Here is a 17,214-nt window from a genome sequence, read left to right as displayed (position 1 = left end):
TACTCTCTCTTTTTTCTTACGGTTTGGGGAGAACTATTTTCCGGGAGGGATAAATGTTGGCCGGGCAGTCCAAAGTATCCTTCCGCATCGTTTTAGGCTGTGTTTTTATTTTGGCGGGGGGCATCCTTATTCTCATTTATAACCTAATATTGTCAACGCGGTAACGGGAAAATATAATACCTAGATCAGCGGAAGGATATTCCAGCTATGCCTCCAACTCCTCCTGCGAGAACGCAATAAAAAAGCTTTTTCAATACCACGATTGCTGACATTTGATTACCGGCTAGCACGGTTAAGAGAAGTAGCAAGATAAAAAAGGCAGTTCCAACGGACATTCCCTGCAGAAGTCCCCGCGATCCGGCAGATTTGGCAGCCACAGATCCGCCTAATAAAGTGCTGGTTACCAGAATGACGGTAGAAATGGAAGGCAGGTAGTTTTCCTGAAGAGAAGTGAAATAAAATACTGCTCCGGCGGTGACAGAGAGAATAGTGGAGGTAAACAAGGATACTACCAATCCTTTACCTACAGGGAAAAATATTTCAATCTTCCCATCGGCTACCACCTCAACACACCTCCTTGAGTTTTTAATAAATCTTATGCGGAACCCCTCTAAATAATAACGGAAAATAACGTTTCCGGCTCTAAGGGGCCGGGTTTTTCTTTCTCTAATTAACAGGGATTTGTCGAAGGTTATCGAATAATTATTAATAAATTTAGTTGGCAAAAATAACCTTCTACGGCATATCTGGTGTTTTACCCAATAGTATTTATGCTAGAGGAGGATTGAGAGAGAAGGCATGAATCTCAGAATTGGCTATCCGGCAACTCTCAGTTATTATACCTATTTTCCCTTCTGGAAAGCGTTTTTCGAGCAACTGGGATGTTCATTTATTGTTTCTCCTCCTACTACCAAGGCTATATTAGACCAGGGAGTAAGAGAAACAGTTAGCGATGCGTGTGTCCCTATCAAATTGTTCCATGGGCATGTATTAGCCTTGAAAGATAAGGTTGATTATCTGTTCCTTCCCCGCATGGTCAGCGTTACCCGCTTTTCTACTTTTTGTCCCAAGTTCTTAGGGCTTCCCAACATGGTTAGGTATTCTATTGACCATTTACCTAAGCTTATCGATGACCGAATTGATCTGAAAAAGGGCAGAATGGAGCTTTTTCGTGTATGTCAAAAAATTGGGCGAAGATTAGGATGTACTTTTGGAAGTATATGCAGGGCCTACGTGTCAGCCATTAACATTCATAAACGCTACGAAAAATTACTTTGGAAAGGATTCCGGCCCAGTGAGGGCATGGTACTCTGTTTTCAAAAGCAGGGAAGGATTCCTGAGAAAGTACCGGCAACCGGTGGTATTGAACTGGCCGTTCTGGGATATCCTTATGAAGTTTACGATCCGTATGTAAGTGTTGGTTTATTAAAAAAATTGGATCAGATGGGTTGCCGGGTCTGGACGGTGGAGATGGTACCGCGACGCGACCTGTATCAATTTCGCAAAGTGCTTCCCAAAAATTTGTTTTGGTACTACAGCAACCGGGTGATCTGGGCCACCTATTACTATCTGAAGCGAGGAAATATCGACGGTTTAATCCATGTTACCGCCTTTGGATGTGGTCCTGATGCCATGGTAGGCAAACTGATGGAGCTGGAGGCGAGGAAACGGGGTGTGCCTTTTATGACCCTGACCATCGACGAACATACGGGAGATGCAGGAGTTCAGACCAGGCTGGAAGCCTTTGTGGACATGATCAAATACCGGAGGGAGAGGCATTGAAAATAAGTTTTCCTTACATGGGGACTTCCCACATAGCTTTCAAACACTTAATAAACAGCTTAGGGCATGAAGCAATTGTACCGCCAAAGCCCAGTAAGGAGACCTTGAGTCTTGGGGTTCAACATGCTCCAGAGTTTGCCTGTATTCCTTTTAAACTGTTGTTGGGTACCTACCTACAGGTTTTGGAGCGGGGAGCCGAAATGATTATTACTTCCGGGGGAGTAGGTCCCTGTCGGGCTGGGTTATACGGAATGCTTCATCAAAAAATTCTGGAAAGCCTGGGCTATAAGTTCAAGATGCTGGTTTTTGAACCTCCGCTAAAAGGCCCCATTGATTTCATTAACAAGATACGCAGAGTTTTGAGACCGGCCGGAGTTTCCTGGCGACAGTTTATTAAAATATTTAAGACCTCTTGGACAAAACTGGTCACTTTGGATGAAGTGGAAATATTATCTCATCAGATACGACCTTACGAAATAAATCGAGGTGAAACCTCCCGGGTATTCGAGAAGTGCCTCAAAATTATTGATGAAGCCGATACCAGGGAAGAAATTTTGGAGGCGAAAGAGGAGTCTTTTCGTCTGCTCAAGAGTATCCCCCAGGATTCTTCCCGCAAGCCTCTCAGGGTCGGCATTATTGGTGAAATTTATGTGGTGTTGGAGCCATTCATTAACATGGATATTGAAAAAACTCTAGGGGAAATGGGAGTACAAACTCACCGTTCTATTTATCTTACCGATTGGACAAGGGATAATACTTTGTTTGATGGGGAGAAGGATATAAAGAAGGCGGCCAGGCCGTATTTGGATCAACTTATCGGAGGGCACGGCTTGAACAGCATAGGAGAAGCCGTCCTCTACGCTAAAAACGGCTACGATGGAATTGTTCATTTGGCCCCCTTTACTTGTGTTCCGGAAATAGTAGCCAAAAGCATCCTACCCCAAATTACCCGGGATTTTGGAATTCCCATTTTAACGTTATTTTTGGATGAACAGACGGGGAAAGCAGGCATTCAAACCCGGTTGGAAGCTTTTGTAGATCTGCTGCATCAGAGGCGGGCCGTTATGGAGGTGAGCTTGTCTTGAACGTATATTTGGGCATAGATGTAGGTTCTGTCAGTACCAACATAGCTGTTATTGATGAAAAGGAAGAGGTTCTCACCACGCTTTACATCCGCACGCAAGGCCAGCCTATAGCGGCTGTAAAAAGGGGATTAAAAATGGTGAGGGAGCAATTGCCGGAAAACATCAACGTTCGAGGGGTAGGTGCTACCGGTAGTGCCCGTTATTTAACAGGAGTTCTAGTTGGGGCAGATGTGATTAAGAATGAGATTACGGCTCATGCTGTGGCGGCTTCGAAATATGTGCCCGACGTCAGGACGGTAATTGAAATTGGGGGGCAGGATTCCAAAATAATCATTCTACGGGAGGGAGTAGTAACAGATTTTGCTATGAACACGGTCTGCGCTGCCGGAACCGGATCCTTTCTTGATCAGCAGGCGGCACGCTTGAATATTCCCATTGAGGAATTTGGTAGTTACGCTTTGAAATCAAAAACGCCGGTCCGGATAGCCGGGAGATGTTCGGTTTTTGCTGAATCGGACATGATACACAAACAACAAATGGGACATAATTTGGAAGATATAATTGCGGGTCTCTGCGAAGCCCTGGTACGAAATTATCTCAACAACATTGGCAAAGGTAAGGAAATATTACCGAAGGTTGTGTTTCAAGGGGGAGTGGCCGCTAACGAAGGAATGCGGGCGGCTTTTGAAAAGGCGCTGAATACGGAAGTTATAGTCCCCCAATACTACAATGTCATGGGGGCATTGGGAAGTGCCCTGTTAGCGAAAAAGGAAGCGCCCAGCAAAGGCGGCACTTCGTTTCGAGGTTTTTATGTAAGCGATGTACCTTTTCGGGCTTCCAGCTTTGAGTGTAAGGGATGTCCCAATCAGTGCGAGGTCATTAATATATTTATCGAAGAACGACTGGCAGCGCGCTGGGGGGACAGGTGCGGGAAATGGGAGGTGTTGTAGAGAGGAGGGATAGAGGAAGGGTAAGCGGGGAAAACTGTTATCATTGAAGGCCTGGGGAAAATACCTTGCGACTAGGGGGGGTTTTATGCGCGAGAGTACCTTTTCGTTTTGGGAGGATGCTGATTTTAATGCTCTGCGAGACGAGCCGCTTTTACCTGGAGAGGACGCCTGGCATAGTGGGAATGTAGAGAAAACTTATGAATCTTGGTACATTGAGGCGGTATTGGATAAGGGTTATGTGTTAGGGGTTACGTTTGCCACTAAAGGCTTGAAAAAACTACCCTCTCCTCTTGAACCTCAATTGAAGGTAGATCTGGTTACTCCGGAAGGAACAAGGGAAACCTTGGTACAGCATTTCACCAAAGAAGATTTCCGGGCTTCAGAGGAATATGTAAGCCTGGAAATGGGAACAAACCGCTTTGCAGGAACTTTTCCGGAATATCGTTTGCAGGTGACCAGTTCGGAAGTTAGCCTTGATCTTCAATTCACTGCCGAAGTGCCGGGGTGGAAACCGGGGAGAGGTCGGGTAGCTTATGCCGACAAAGGTAAGAAATTTCTGCAGTGGGTAGTTCCGGTACCCAGGGCTTCCGTGGCGGGGAATATCTCGGTGAAAGGACAAAAAGAAGAAGTCTCGGGATTGGGTTATTACCATTACCTGTATACTAATTTTTATCTTCCCGAAATTTTGTCCCGTACTATTTGGGCACGTGTGTACACTGAAGACTATACGATAATATTCGCCGACATTGTGGGAAGGACATTATTCAGTTACGAGCCGGTCAGGCCTTTCATGTTGGCCCAAAACGAGGTTATGAAACTCAGTACAGGTAATATGGACTTGATGACCCGGGGTCTACAACGGGACCCGCAGACGGGAGCCAGATACCCTCGCGAAATGGTCGTTAAGGTGGCAGGGGAAGTTCCGGTGGAGGTCAGGACAAAGGCTAAGAAAATGCTTTGGGGCCGTTCCGTGGAATCTTCAAGCCGGAAGCCGCTGCTGGCTACCGTTGCTGTAGATGCGAAGGTGTTGCTTTTGACTTATCCGGTTAGCGAGACGGCCGGGCAGGGTGTAATCACCAGTATAGTGTATTGACGTAAAATCCGTGAAATCCCCTTGCGTTGACATGGCACCGGTTTTCGCTTATAATTTAATCAACAATCGTTGTCAATTGTATGAGGTGGGCTGATGAAACATCAACTGGAAGAAATTTACGCAAAATTTCAGCAAAATGATTACAAAATTACCCCCCAGCGACAGGTAATCGTTAAGGCTTTTTTGGAGAACGCGAAAGAACATCTCAGTGCCGAAGAAGTGTATACCATAGTTAAAAAGGAACATCCCGAAATAGGTTTGGCTACCGTTTACCGCACCTTGGACCTGCTGGCAGAATTGGATATTTTACAGAAAATGAACTTTGGGGATGGAAAAAGCAGGTATGAATTTAACGAACAGCATGTACATCATCACCATCATTTAATCTGCTTGAAGTGCGGACGGGTCATTGAGTTTGAAGATGACCTGCTGGAGACGTTGGAAACGGTTATAGAAAAAAAGAATGGTTTCGAAATTGTCGATCATCAGGTAAAGTTTTTGGGTTATTGCCAGGATTGTAAGGAAAATTGAACCTGGGCTGAAGTCACGGGGTACAGGGCTCACCCTGTCAGGAGGTGGGCCATTTTCATTTTGGTAGCTTTTTAGCTGCTGGACTAGCCCATATTATTTCCCCTTTGAAGCAGGGAAAAGTTGAAAGAAAGGCGAAAATATTACCGACTTATGACACAAAAAAACGGATACCGTTAGGAGGTTTCCATGTTCAGGCTGACGGTTAGAGAACAATTTGCAGCAGCCCATCAATTGAAAAATTATGAAGGTAAATGCGCCAGAATTCACGGTCATACCTGGCAGGTTGAGGTGGAGGTAGCCGGTGAAACGTTGGACGAAGCAGGTATGCTGGTAGATTTCAATGAACTTAAAAGAAGCCTGAAAGAGATACTGGAAGATTACGACCACACTCTGCTCAATGAGCTTGCAGACTTCAAAGAGGCTAATCCTACGGCAGAAAACCTGGCTAGAACGATTTATATCCGCATGGCAGCACGGATACCCGAGAAGGTTAAAGTGGTTCAGGTAAGAGTCTGGGAATCGCCCACGGCATGTGCTATCTATCATCCGTAGGAGGGAGAAAATGTCAGCAGTTGTTCTGCTTTCCGGCGGTCTTGATTCCGCTGTTTCTATGGCCATGGCGCTGGAGGAGATGAAGGTTAAAAAAGCCTTAACTTTTGATTACGGGCAGCGGGCTGCTTTGAGGGAAATCGAATCGGCCCGTGCTTTGTGCCGACATTACGGAGTTTCGCACCAAGTTATTGAGTTGAAGTGGCTGGCCGCTCTCGGAGGAAGTGCTTTGGTGGACAGAAGCCGACCGGTTCCTGAAGTTGCTCCTGAAGATCTTGAGGAAAGAGCAGATGAGACAGCGGTTCAGGTATGGGTACCCAATCGGAATGGACTTTTTATTAATATAGGTGCCTGTTTTGCGGAAGCTCTCGACTGTTCGCTGGTGGTTGCCGGTTTTAACCGGGAAGAGGCCCAAAGCTTTCCGGACAATAGCGCAGCGTTTGTGGAGGCGGCTAATCGGTGCCTGCGGTTTTCAACCTTAAACGGCGTTACGGTTAAAAGCTACACGCAAGATATGTCTAAGCGGGAAATTGTCCAAATGGGACGGAAACTTAACCTACCCTTTGAGTATATCTGGAGCTGTTATTATGGTGGTGAGAAAATGTGCGGACGGTGCGAGAGCTGTCAAAGACTAATGCGGGCTCTAGGAGAGAAAGATAGATGAAAAACCTCTGGGTCAAAGAAAAAATTCTTTATGACGGAACGCAACTGGTTTCTCTCTGGGCGTTTCGTAACTGGGGGCTTCAGGGAGACAGTATCGTTGCCTTCCGGGGGCCGTGTCGGGTACTGCTGGAGCATATGGTGGATTTAGAAGATGTTCGCTCCCAAGCAGCTATTTTCAGCGAAGATATGCTCCATTTTATTATTGAACATTTTGATCTGGATTTAGAAAAAACTATCTGGCGTCAGAGGATGTTTATAGTCTTGATTAAAGAAGAACTGGAAAGAAGGTTAGCGGTCAAGCTGAGAAGAGACGGGGACGATCTATACCAAGGACCAAATAAACTTTCCGTGTCTATTGCCACTCTGTCTCCTGTTTCTTCGTTGATTCATGTGGGACTAAACATTATCTCCCGTAATACACCGGTGCCTACGGTTGGTCTGGCAGAGATGGGAATTGAAAATGTGGAAGATTTAGCTCATGCCTGTATGGACAGCTACGTGCGGGAGAACCAGCAGGTAAAGATGGCCCGGTGTAAGGTCAGGGGGGTAGATTAGTTGCGAAGTCCCATATCTGAAGTATTCTCTTCCATTCAAGGTGAAGGGCTTTATGTAGGGCGGCGGCAAATTTTTATCCGTTTTGCCGGCTGTAATTTATCCTGTGCATACTGTGATACGATAGAAAGCCGGTCAGGGAAAGTTAAGTACTGTAATATTGAAGTGAAGCCGGGCTCTGCTCAGTACAGGCAGTTACCCAATCCTCTTTCAGTAGAAGATCTACTGGATAATATAGTTGATTTGCTAGAGTTTCCCCACCATTCAGTCAGTTTGACCGGGGGAGAGCCACTTCTTTACCATCACTTTGTAAGGGAAACGGGTAAGAGATTAAAAGAAAAGGAACAGTTAATTTATTTGGAGACCAACGGTACATTACCGGACCGTCTGGCAGAAGTGCTACCATATGTGGATATTGTGAGTATGGATGTAAAACTCCCGACGCATACGGGAAAGTCGTATTGGGCGGAGCATAAAGAATTTTTAAATATAGCCCGACGAAAAGAAGTTTTTGTTAAGATAGTTGTAAGTGCCAGTTCGCCGGTTGAGGAAATAAGAGAGGCGATAAATCTGGTGGCAGGGGTTGATTATAATATTCCTTTGGTATTGCAGCCGGTAACGCCGGTGAGGGAAGAGATGGATAGGTGTCCGGGAAAGTGGTTAATGTATCTTCAGGATATGGCTCTGGAGAAACTTGCCCAAGTTTCGGTGATACCTCAGACCCACCGCCTAGTGGGAGTAAAATAAACTATAATTTAGCCAGACTGGGGGGCGGAACCTTGGATTTGGGAAAAATTGAAAAAGGTGTCCGGTTAATATTAGAAGGGTTGGGAGAGGATACATCGAGGGAAGGACTCCGGGACACTCCGGCGCGGGTGGCACGGATGTACAAAGAAATATTTTGCGGTCTCGAGGAAGACCCGGAAGCTCACCTGCAAGTGTATTTTACCGAAGAGCATGAAGAGATGGTTTTGGTGAAAGATATACCTTTGTATTCGATGTGCGAGCATCATTTACTCCCTTTCTATGGAAAAGCTCATGTGGCTTATATTCCGCGTAAAGGGAGAATTACGGGCCTGAGCAAGCTGGCCAGAGTTGTGGAAGGGTTTGCTAAACGGCCGCAACTCCAAGAGCGACTCACTTCCCAAATAGCCGATGCTATAATGCGTGCTTTGAAGCCTCACGGAGTGCTGGTGGTTGTAGAGGCTGAGCATATGTGTATGACTATGCGGGGAGTGAAGAAACCTGGATCGCAAACTCTGACCTCCGCGGTACGGGGGTTGTTCAAGACCAGCGAAGCCACCCGGGCGGAAGCCTTCGCTTTAATTAAAGGTAATTAAGGGAAGGTGGTTTAAATGAGGAAAAACAAAGAACAGCAGTTACATCCTATCGCTACTAAAACAGTAGGCTATCATGCCGAGCTATACAAAGTGGTAGATTTTTTAAATAAAACCTTGAAGGAATATCGTTTAATGTTTGGGCTATATCAAAACTCGGAAGATAATACCATGACTATAACAGTGTATAAGATATAGTTTTTGGCAGATTTTAGTGTCCTCTCATAAGATGAACTAAACCGATGAACCCCGGTTTGTGTGACTTATGGGAGGACCTAAAATGGAATTATTAAGATACTGTCTAAAATGTTACCTTGAGTTAGGGAAACAGGAATGGGAAACGATAATTGTTCTGGATGACATGTGGGTGATGCAATGTCCACGCTGTCGTACTATCTATTCCTGTTTTTCAGACGGTACCATACTTATTATTGACCGGAGTTTTTATCAGGGTCTTTAGGAAGGAATTTTATCTTTCGGTTAAGAATATTTGTTAAATGGTGAATCACCCTAAAATATTATTACCAAAAGAGGTGGGCCTCAGGGTGAAAGGGATGAAAAATTTTTTCCGGGAAAGTCTCAGTACTGTTCTGACGGCAGTTATCTTATCTCTAATTCTTCGGGCATATGTAGTGGAAGCTAGAGTGATTCCGTCGGGGTCTATGTTACCTACCATCCAGTTACATGATCGAGTGCTGGTCAATAAATTTATCTACAATTTTACGGAGCCGCAGCGGGGAGATATTATTGTTTTTGAGCCTCCGGAATCGTTAGGGGTCAAACATGATTTTATCAAGAGAGTTATCGGTCTGCCCGGCGATGTGATTGAAATTAGAGACGGGAAGGTTTATGTCAACGGAGAACCCCTGAAAGAACCTTATATTTTCGAAGCTCCTAGATACAACTTTGGGCCGGTTAAGGTGCCGGAGGATTCCCTATTCGTTCTGGGGGACAACCGTAATGAGAGTTTTGACAGTCACGTTTGGAGAGCATGGTTGAAAATTGAAGATGTCAAGGGGAAGGCCTTTTACCGGTATTGGCCCCCGCAACGCATAGGATTATTACACTAGCGCTATTGGGAGGTAGTTATGCGGATCTTACTTACCAATGATGACGGGATTTGGGCAGAAGGAATTAATCAATTGCGTCGTAGCCTAGAGGAAATTGCCGAAGTTTGGGTAGTTGCTCCGGACCGGGAACGGAGTGCGACAGGACATGGCATAACAGTTCACAAACCCCTACGAGTGGAAGAAATTAACTTTCCGGACTCCTCCAGTCGGGGATGGGCTGTAACCGGGACTCCTGCCGACTGCGTAAAATTGGCCTTGGAAGCGCTTTTGGAAGACACACCGGAAATGGTGGTTTCGGGCATCAATTGGGGAGCCAATTTAGGTACCGATGTGCTGTACTCCGGAACGGTTTCCGCGGCCTTTGAAGGCGTTTTGGCAGGTATACCATCGGTAGCGGTTTCTCTGACTACTGAGAGCAAAGAACCCCATTTCGAGTTTGCCGCCCGTTTTACCCGCCAGCTGTGTTTGCGACTTGCGGAGCGTAGGTTAAATCCAGATACTTTACTAAACGTTAATATCCCAGACCTTCCCCCCTCCAAAATCAAGGGAGTAAAGATTACCAAGTTGGGCGTTCGCCGGTACAAAAACGCGGTAGAGAAACGGAAGGACCCTCGAGGTCGAGCTTATTACTGGCTGGCAGGGGAAGCAAACGATGTGTTGAGCGATTCGGATACTGACATAGCGGCCATTAAAGAAAACTTTATTTCGGTTACTCCTGTCCATTTTGACCTTACTAATTATGCGATTCTCGAGCAGGTGCGAAGTTGGGGTATTACACCGGAAGGATAAAGAAGAAAGCCTTCAGCTTTCTTCTTTACTCTCCTCTGCAGGCTTTCTGTACCTCCCTGTTTATCCCCCGTACCATGGAACCCCCTATTCTGCCGCCTGCGCGTCCGCAGTCCCCCGCTTGAACTTTTCCCCCCAGTGACGTCCTTCACTTTTTCCTCGACCCAACTCCTTCTTTAAGCTGTTCCCGATCCTTTCCGGCAATAATTTCGGTCGGTTGTAAATATGGCCGTAGGCATTCTCGCTTCTTGGGTTAATACGGTCAGAAAGGGTGCCCAATATTTATCTGTAGATTTGATTTAACATACGTACAATCCGGTTAAAGTCTTGTCGGGTGATACCTCCGGTAAGTACCAGCATAAAGACGTAAGTCACGCTCCCTGCCGCTATGGGAAGGAGAGTGTGGCCCCATAAATTTAAGTGAAACGAGGACAGATAGTTGGCTACCGAATGGATTACAGATACCATAGCCGCCATAGCCAGAAGAGGGGAGAGAATAACTTGTCTCAAATCCAACGATAATCCAAAAGTTTTGATCAAAGCCAGGAGATTAAGCAGCCCTACCGTAACAAAATTCAGGTTGGCGGCTATTGCTGTACCGCGTATGTTTAGGCTGGGTATACCCGTTAAAAGATAGACAGCGGTCAGGTTTATTATGGCCCCAAAAGCAATATTGGTTAAAGCCAGAGTGACCTGACCCGAACCCTGGAGTATACCGGTGGTGGTCTGCTGTAAATAAAGGAACGGTGAAGCCAGGGCTAAAACTTTAAGTGGTACTGCCGCCTGAGGGGCGGCAAAAATTAATCGGCTCAACTGATCAGGCATGAGATATAAAATTACAGCTGAAGGCAGGCCCAATAAAAGGGTCAGGCGAAGGGCTTCGTGGCTGCGGGATTGAGCCAGAGATAGATTTCTTTCAGCTATAGCCTCAGAAATGGCTGGGACCAGAGAAATGCCTAGAGAAACAGTAAATATAGTAGGTAAGTGGAGGAGGGTTAAGGCTATACCGGAAAAGTTTCCGTACATCTCTGTAGCCTGTCGGAGAGAGAAACCGGCTGCTTGGAGTCGTATGGGGATTATAAAGGCTTGAAGAGTCATGACCACAGTTGTTATTACCCGGCTTATAGTAACAGGTATACCCAGGCTAAAAAGCCGGTTTAGGACGGTTAACAGAGGGAAAGTTGAGAGGCTTTCCCTTATTCTTGGGAATAGACGGGGACGAACAGCAGCATATATAGAGGTCATTAATAGTAGCCCACTTAACTCTCCCATTACAGTACCAATACCCATTCCCATGGCCGCATATTCCACTCCCCGGGGAAGGAAACGGTAGGCCAGATACAAACCTATAGCAACCCGAGTACATTGTTCCAGTATTTGAGTAATCGCCGTAGGAGTCATCTGTTGAATTCCCTGAAAAAATCCTCTAAAAGCCGAGCAGATGGATATTATAGGAATACCCGGAAGCATTACTAAAAATATCCAGTATGCCCTGGGATCGGCGAAAAAACGATCTGCGATGAAGGAAACGAAGAGGTAGCAAATGAAGGTAATTACCACACCGAACGCGGTAAGAAAAGTCAAAGCCACCCGGAAAATCCGGTAGGCACCCTGAACATTTCCGAGAGCCATTTCTTCCGCCACCAGTTTCGAAGTGGCCAGGGGTATTCCCGCCGTGGTAATCACCAGGAGTAGAACGTATACGGGAAAGACCATTTCGTAAATGCCGATGCCTTCTGGACCAATTAACCTGACTACCAAAACCCGGTAGATAAACCCGATTACACGGTTGAAAAAACTGGCCGCTACCAATATTGCCGCGCCGTAGATAAGGGGCTGTTTTTTCATTTTAGCATCCTCCGCTGGCCGTTCTATGAAATTTTATGCGATTAAACAAGGGTTAATGATTTTAAACATAAACATGCTAACTGTGGGAATAACTGATATTTAAGATATTTTATGAAAATGAGAAAAGTGATAAAATTAATAGAAATAAAAAGGAATTCAAGATAGTAACGTGAAATATATAAATTATCGCGGAAAACATTCGACGTTTAAGAAATAACAGGCTAAATTTAATTAAAGACATGAGGAGGAGTTGTATGAAGGTTTATCAAACAGAACAACTGAGAAACGTAGGTTTAGTGGCACACGGGGGGGCGGGTAAGACTTCGCTGACTGAAGCGATGCTTTTCAACTCAGGAGCCATAAACAGATTAGGTAAGGTAGATGAGGGAAATACTACCACCGATTTTTTACCGGAAGAAATCAAACGGAAGGTAACTACGAATGCTGCGTTGGCTCCTGTGGAATGGAAAGACTGTAAAATCAATGTGATCGATACTCCAGGTTATGCTGATTTTATTGCCGACGTATATGCAACTTTACGGGTAGTGGATAGCCTAGTAGTGGTAGTTTGTGCCGTTTCCGGGGTGGAAGTACAGACAGAAGTTGTATGGGAACTGGCAGAAAAGCGTAACCTGCCGCGCATTGCTTTTATAAATAAAATGGATAGAGAAAATGCCAACTTTTTTAAAGTATTGGAGGCTATGCAGAGCAAATTAGCAGGTAACATTGTTCCGCTGCAATTGCCTTTGGGTGCGGGAGAAGAATTTAAAGGGATTATTGATCTTGTGAACATGAAAGCACTGCAGTATGGAGAAGACGAATATCAGGAAATAGATGTTCCTGAAGAACTCAAAGATGAAGCGGAAACATACCGGGAAGCAGTTATTGAAGCGGCGGCGGAAGGTGATGATGAACTTCTAATGAAATATCTGGAAGGAGAAGAGTTGACCCAGGAAGAAATTCGTTCCGGGTTGCGCCAGGGAATAGTGGAGGGCAAAATAATTCCGGTATTGTGTGGTTCTGCGCTGAAGAACATCGGTATTCATTCTTTATTAGATTTCATAACCGCTTACTTACCTTCGCCTATAGAAGTGCAGGAAGAGGAGAAGCCGCTTGAGGAGGGGCCGTTGGGAGTATTGGTATTCAAGACCCTGGCCGATCCCTATGTAGGAAGGCTGAATTATTTTAGGGTTTTCCAAGGAGTACTGAAGGGAGATACAGTGGTATATAACGCTACCAAGGAAACAGAAGAAAAGTTGGGACAGATATTCTTACTGCGAGGGAAGAATCAAATTCCGGTTCCAGAATTAAAACCAGGCGACATTGGAGCGGTTGCCAAACTGCAAGTGACGACTACCGGGGATACATTGACCGTCAAGAACAGCCCGGTTTTGCTGGAAGGCATCGATTTTCCGGAGCCGACCTTGTCCGTGGCCATTCAACCGAAGAGTAAAGGTGACGAAGACAAATTAAGCAATGGCCTGAACCGTTTACTGGAGGAAGATAATACCCTTAGACTGGAGAAAAACCTGGAAACCAAGCAATTGATTCTTACCGGCATGGGTGAACTTCACCTGGACATTATTGTAGAAAGACTCCAGAAGAAGTTCGGCGTGGAAGTCCAGATGTCCACTCCCAAAGTTCCTTATCGAGAAACAATCAGGAAGTCGGTATCGCGGGTGGAAGGAAAACACAAAAAACAAACGGGTGGCCACGGCCAGTATGGGCACGTTTTCCTCGATTTGGAACCCCTGCCGGACAAAGATTTTGAATTCCACGAAACTATTTTTGGGGGAGCGGTTCCGAAACAGTACATCCCGGCGGTAGAAAAAGGTGTCAGGGAAGCGATGGAGGAAGGAATTCTAGCTGGATATCCGGTGACCGGTATAAAGGTTACTTTGGTAGACGGTTCCCACCATCCCGTAGATTCTTCAGAAATGGCTTTCAAAATAGCTGCGGCGCTTTCCTTCCGAAAAGCTTTAGAGCAGGCGGACCCAGTGCTGCTGGAGCCTATTATGAATGTTGAGGTAACGGTTCCTGAAGCGTTTATGGGCGATATAATTGGTGACTTAAATGGCAAACGGGGGAGAATTCTGGGAATGGAGCCCCAGGGCAAGTACCAAGTTATCAGAGCACAGGTACCCCTGGCTGAGATGTACCGTTACGCCATTGATCTAAAATCCATTACCCAGGGTCGAGGTAGTTTCAAAATGGAGTTTTACCAATATGAAGAAGTTCCGGCACACCTGGCGGAAAAAATTATCGAAGCAGCCAAAAAGGCCAAGGAAGATTAAGGAGCCTATAACGGCTCCGTTTTTTGTAAGAGGTGGCAGGAATTTTAGGACAAGATGGAGAAACAAACAATATTTGTCAATTTCTGTTGAACGGTGTCGAACTGCTAACTCACTTGTTGCCGAACTTTTGGGTGGGATTTAGGCATGACATTAGTTAAGTCGGGACAGCATCTTAACAGGATAGGTATAGCTTTTTCTGTGATTATCGTACTATGGGGCCTGCACCTCCTTTATGACCGTCTTATCCTTTTTCACTCCTTAACAGCAGAAGCAGTATTTGTCGGTGGGGGGGCGGCACTATTAGGTATATTTCTGTTGATAAAGTTTACCAGATGCATGAACCGCCAATGGGAGGAACAGGCTAAAGCTTACCAAGAACTACAGAAAGAACTGGAGCAAAAGGTTAAAGAGTTGACTGCCCTTCATTATCTCAGTCAGGAGGAATACTTAACCCAATCACTGGAATTGTTTCTCCAGCATCTTTTAGAAACCACTTGTCAGATTTTCCAGGCTCCGGCAGGAGAAGTTCTTTTGCTCGACGAAGACACCGGAGAACTTACCTACAAGGCTGCTTTCGGCTTAAGCAAGGAATATGTTTCCCGGATCAAGTTCAAGCCGGGCGAAGGGATCATAGGACGTTCGGCGCTGGGGGAAATAGTCTGTACAGAAGATTTAAACAAAGACCCCAGGGTTAAATATCCTTTAGAAAACCGGCTGGAAGGTTTCCGGGCTCTGATGAGTGTACCCCTTCGACTGAATGAGAAAATTATTGGCGTGATGGCCGTTCGGGCCGTGGAGCCAAGAACCTTTTCGTCCGAAGATGCCCAGCTGCTTTCTACTATGGCCAATCATGCAGCTCATGCTATCGAACGTCAGATGATGTATCGTCAATTAAAAGAGGCTAACGAGAAGTTAACTCTTCTTTACAGGATCGGGAAAACTCTTGCCAAAAAACTTGATTTAGATGAAGTATTCGCCACTCTACTGGAAGAAATTTTAAAGGCCGTCGAGATTGAGAGATGCTCTTTATTTGAGGTGGATCAGGAGACAGGAGTTATAAGAGGTAAAATATCCAGTGTTATGTCTAAAGAAGAAATAGAAAAGATAGTGCTGCCTCTCGAAAAGAGTCCAGTCGGAATGGCCGTTGCAAGTGGAAATAACACATTAGTGATCGAAGATGTAAGTAAAATACAAACTTTATCAGAAGAAAGTAGAGGTGTTCTTGAAAAGTTCGGAATAAAGTCTATGGCCGTAGTACTTATTAAGTACGGAGAAAAAGTTGCAGGTGCCATTACCTTAAGCAGTGCAGATTATTACCGGTTTACTCCTCAAGAGTTGGAACTGGTAGAAGCGGTGGCGGAACAGGCAGGAATTGCTATTGAAAACGCACGATTATATGAGGAAGTGTCCAGAATTGCTATTACTGACGAACTGACCGGTCTTTTCACCCGGATTTATTTTAACCGCAGGCTGGAGGAAGAATGGGCGAGGGCTAACCGTTATGATTCTTCCTTGTCTCTAGTCATGATTGATATTGATGATTTCAAGCAGGTTAATGATACCCGGGGACACAAGGTAGGAGACGAGGTGCTTAAAAAGGTAGCGTATATTATTAAAAATAATTTGAGAGCCTCCGATGTAGCTGCCCGTTATGGGGGCGATGAGTTCGTGTTAATACTTCCTGATACTGCCGAGGAGGGAGCAGTTAGTGTGGCTGAAAAGATACGGAAGGCAGTATCTGAATTATCCGACCCCAAAGTAACTATATCAGCAGGAGTAGCTGTATACCAGCCAGGTAAATACAAGAATGCAGAAGAAATGTTAATAGCGGCCGATATGGCCATGTACTCTGCCAAGTCTAATTTGAAGAACCGGACTTATATTATTAATTAGGCGGAGCCAGTATGGTAGCAAAATTGGTTGCTTAAGTTAACTCTTTATATTATGCTTAAAATGTAAGAAAAAATTTAGCTGAAGGTGTTGTTATGAAGCGTTTAGAAAAAGGACTGATCCAGGTATATACGGGCAATGGTAAAGGAAAGAGCACAGCAGCCTTTGGACTGGCAGTTAGAGCGGCCGGTCATGGTTTCAAGGTGTATATTATCCAGTTTATGAAAACAGGTAATTTTTATGGAGAAATTAATACGTTTAAGCGACTCGCTCCCGAGGTCGAGGTGAAATCTTTCGGACGCCCTGGGTTTATTTATAAAGAAAGCCCTAGAGAAGAGGATTACAAACTGGCCAGGGAGGCCCTGGAATACGCCCGCCAGGTGATGTTAGCCGACGATGCAGATATAGTTATTTTAGACGAAATTAACAATGCGTTGTACTTTGGGCTTATTAGCTTAGAAGAGGTTATGGAGCTGTTGAAACAAAAGCCACCGCAGGTTGAATTGGTCTTAACTGGCAGAAATGCACCGATGGAAATAATTGAGATGGCTGATTTGGTTACCGAAATGTTGGAGAAGAAACACCCGTACCGGCAAGGTATCCCCGGCCGGAAGGGAATTGAGTATTAGCGATTATCCAGTTGACACACCGCAAACGCGAAGGGTTAAAAACTGCTGAATAAAAGATAGAAATATGTAGTTGTTTATGGTATATCTACATGAAACTCAGTGAATGGGCAAGAAAACAAGGAATCAGTTACAAGACCGCGTGGAAATGGTACAAA

General features: G+C 45.3%; 19 protein-coding genes. 17 read left to right on the top strand and 2 right to left on the bottom strand.

Going from position 1 to position 17,214, the window contains the following annotated elements; all coding sequences use genetic code 11:
• Positions 1-185: 185 nt before the first annotated feature.
• Positions 186-563: a TIGR04086 family membrane protein gene (locus KKC1_RS14985; protein ID WP_192868284.1), complete on the bottom strand. Its 378-nt coding sequence runs from the start codon at positions 561-563 to the stop codon at positions 186-188.
• Positions 564-798: 235 nt separating this feature from the next.
• Between KKC1_RS14985 and KKC1_RS14980 the strand changes: the two genes are divergently transcribed.
• The 14 genes from KKC1_RS14980 (at position 799) to surE (ending at position 10,401) form a co-directional block, all read left to right on the top strand.
• Positions 799-1,782, top strand: coding sequence for an acyl-CoA dehydratase activase-related protein (locus tag KKC1_RS14980; protein WP_088555233.1), 984 nt, complete (start codon positions 799-801; stop codon positions 1,780-1,782).
• Positions 1,779-2,867, top strand: a complete 1,089-nt coding sequence (locus KKC1_RS14975; protein ID WP_192868283.1) for a CoA protein activase — start codon at positions 1,779-1,781, stop codon at positions 2,865-2,867. The genes KKC1_RS14980 and KKC1_RS14975 overlap by 4 nt, the downstream gene beginning before the upstream one ends.
• The gene (locus tag KKC1_RS14970) at positions 2,864-3,817 is read left to right on the top strand and encodes an acyl-CoA dehydratase activase (RefSeq protein WP_088555232.1); all 954 of its coding nucleotides are present in this window, start codon (positions 2,864-2,866) and stop codon (positions 3,815-3,817) included. Before KKC1_RS14975 ends, KKC1_RS14970 begins: the two co-directional genes overlap by 4 nt.
• An 85-nt stretch (positions 3,818-3,902) precedes the next feature.
• A complete protein-coding gene (locus tag KKC1_RS14965) occupies positions 3,903-4,910 on the top strand; it encodes a hypothetical protein (protein ID WP_088555231.1) in 1,008 nt (335 codons plus the stop codon).
• A gap of 93 nt (positions 4,911-5,003) precedes the next feature.
• The gene (locus KKC1_RS14960; RefSeq protein ID WP_088555230.1) at positions 5,004-5,441 is read left to right on the top strand and encodes a Fur family transcriptional regulator; all 438 of its coding nucleotides are present in this window, start codon (positions 5,004-5,006) and stop codon (positions 5,439-5,441) included.
• A gap of 186 nt (positions 5,442-5,627) precedes the next feature.
• Entirely contained in the window at positions 5,628-5,993 is a 366-nt protein-coding gene (queD, locus tag KKC1_RS14955; protein WP_088555229.1) for a 6-carboxytetrahydropterin synthase QueD, read from the top strand.
• A 10-nt stretch (positions 5,994-6,003) separates the two neighbouring features.
• Complete coding sequence (gene queC, locus KKC1_RS14950; RefSeq protein WP_088555228.1) at positions 6,004-6,654, top strand: 7-cyano-7-deazaguanine synthase QueC; 651 nt, start codon at positions 6,004-6,006, stop codon at positions 6,652-6,654.
• A complete protein-coding gene (locus KKC1_RS14945) occupies positions 6,651-7,208 on the top strand; it encodes a DUF366 family protein (RefSeq protein ID WP_088555227.1) in 558 nt (185 codons plus the stop codon). Before queC ends, KKC1_RS14945 begins: the two co-directional genes overlap by 4 nt.
• Positions 7,209-7,952, top strand: coding sequence for a 7-carboxy-7-deazaguanine synthase QueE (locus tag KKC1_RS14940; protein ID WP_088555226.1), 744 nt, complete (start codon positions 7,209-7,211; stop codon positions 7,950-7,952).
• A gap of 32 nt (positions 7,953-7,984) precedes the next feature.
• A complete protein-coding gene (folE, locus tag KKC1_RS14935) occupies positions 7,985-8,545 on the top strand; it encodes a GTP cyclohydrolase I FolE (RefSeq protein ID WP_088555225.1) in 561 nt (186 codons plus the stop codon).
• Between the two features lie 15 nt (positions 8,546-8,560).
• Positions 8,561-8,740 carry a YpmA family protein gene (locus tag KKC1_RS17690; RefSeq protein WP_088555224.1) on the top strand — a complete coding sequence of 60 codons (180 nt, stop codon included), beginning with the start codon at positions 8,561-8,563 and terminating at the stop codon, positions 8,738-8,740.
• Between the two features lie 82 nt (positions 8,741-8,822).
• A complete protein-coding gene (locus tag KKC1_RS14925) occupies positions 8,823-9,002 on the top strand; it encodes a hypothetical protein (RefSeq protein WP_088555223.1) in 180 nt (59 codons plus the stop codon).
• 94 nt (positions 9,003-9,096) lie between these two features.
• On the top strand, positions 9,097-9,612 hold the full coding sequence (lepB, locus tag KKC1_RS14920; protein ID WP_202820126.1) for a signal peptidase I: 516 nt from the start codon (positions 9,097-9,099) through the stop codon (positions 9,610-9,612).
• Positions 9,613-9,630: 18 nt separating this feature from the next.
• Positions 9,631-10,401 (top strand): 5'/3'-nucleotidase SurE, encoded by a 771-nt coding sequence (gene surE / locus KKC1_RS14915; RefSeq protein ID WP_088555221.1) that lies wholly within the window; start codon positions 9,631-9,633, stop codon positions 10,399-10,401.
• A 279-nt stretch (positions 10,402-10,680) separates the two neighbouring features.
• On the opposite strand, the gene spoVB is transcribed toward surE, so the two are convergent.
• A complete protein-coding gene (gene spoVB / locus KKC1_RS14910; protein WP_088555220.1) occupies positions 10,681-12,246 on the bottom strand; it encodes a stage V sporulation protein B in 1,566 nt (521 codons plus the stop codon).
• 254 nt (positions 12,247-12,500) lie between these two features.
• On the opposite strand from spoVB, the gene fusA reads away from it, so the two are divergent.
• From fusA to cobO, 3 genes are all read left to right on the top strand, one after another.
• A complete protein-coding gene (fusA, locus tag KKC1_RS14905; RefSeq protein ID WP_088555219.1) occupies positions 12,501-14,540 on the top strand; it encodes an elongation factor G in 2,040 nt (679 codons plus the stop codon).
• A 144-nt stretch (positions 14,541-14,684) separates the two neighbouring features.
• On the top strand, positions 14,685-16,433 hold the full coding sequence (locus tag KKC1_RS14900) for a diguanylate cyclase (RefSeq protein WP_088555218.1): 1,749 nt from the start codon (positions 14,685-14,687) through the stop codon (positions 16,431-16,433).
• A 92-nt stretch (positions 16,434-16,525) separates the two neighbouring features.
• Positions 16,526-17,059, top strand: a complete 534-nt coding sequence (cobO, locus tag KKC1_RS14895; RefSeq protein WP_088555217.1) for a cob(I)yrinic acid a,c-diamide adenosyltransferase — start codon at positions 16,526-16,528, stop codon at positions 17,057-17,059.
• Positions 17,060-17,214: the final 155 nt, after the last annotated feature.

The sequence above is a fragment of the Calderihabitans maritimus genome (assembly GCF_002207765.1).
Lineage (GTDB): Bacteria > Bacillota > KKC1 > Calderihabitantales > Calderihabitantaceae > Calderihabitans > Calderihabitans maritimus.
Note: the sequence above shows the minus strand (reverse complement) of the source record. Positions and strands in the feature narration are given on the sequence as shown.